We start from the raw sequence: 757 nt of genomic DNA on the forward strand, positions 1-757 counted from the left end.
GCCCCCTCTTCCGACGCCCCTGCCGCCCTCCCGGAGGAACGATGACCACCGCGCAGCCCCTGAGGGTCCTGCTGGCCGACGACGAGCACCTGATCCGGGGCGCGCTGGCCGCGCTGCTCGCCCTGGAGGAGGACCTCGTCGTGGTCGCGGAGGCGGCGAGCGGTCCCGAGGCCCTGGCGATGGCGCTGGCGCACCGGCCCGACGTCGCCGTCCTCGACCTCCAGATGCCGGGCGCGGACGGTGTGAAGGTCGCCACATCGCTGCGGGCCGAACTGCCGGACTGCCGCACCATGATCGTGACCAGCCACGGCCGCCCCGGGCATCTGAAACGGGCCCTGGCCGCCGGCGTACGCGGGTTCGTCCCGAAGACGGTCAGCGCCCGCAGGCTCGCCGAGATCATCCGTACCGTCCACGCCGGAAACCGTTACGTGGATCCGGAGTTGGCGGCCGACGCGATCTCCGCCGGGGACTCCCCGCTGACCGCCCGGGAGGCCGAGGTGCTCGAACTGGCGGCGGACGGGGCGCCGGTCGCCGAGATCGCGGAGCGGGCCTCGCTCTCCCAGGGGACCGTACGCAACTACCTGTCCTCGGCCGCCTCCAAGATCGGTGCGGAGAACCGGCATACGGCGGTGCGTCTCGCCCGCGAGCGGGGATGGGTATAGTAGGCATCGCGCTTCGGCGCACTGCGGACGTAGCTCAGTTGGTAGAGCGCAACCTTGCCAAGGTTGAGGTCGCCAGTTCGAACCTGGTCGTCCGC

At 72.0% G+C, this 757-nt stretch carries 1 protein-coding gene and 1 tRNA gene; both read left to right on the forward strand.

From position 1 onward, the window contains the following. Nucleotides 1-41: 41 nt before the first annotated feature. Nucleotides 42-662 carry a response regulator transcription factor gene (locus tag JS521_RS35970; protein ID WP_065489873.1) on the forward strand — a complete coding sequence of 207 codons (621 nt, stop codon included), beginning with the start codon at nt 42-44 and terminating at the stop codon, nt 660-662. A gap of 23 nt (nt 663-685) precedes the next feature. Further along, nucleotides 686-757: transfer RNA gene (locus JS521_RS35975), tRNA-Gly, on the forward strand.

Source organism: Streptomyces durocortorensis, assembly GCF_016901035.1.
GTDB classification, from domain to species: Bacteria; Actinomycetota; Actinomycetes; order Streptomycetales; family Streptomycetaceae; genus Streptomyces; species Streptomyces durocortorensis.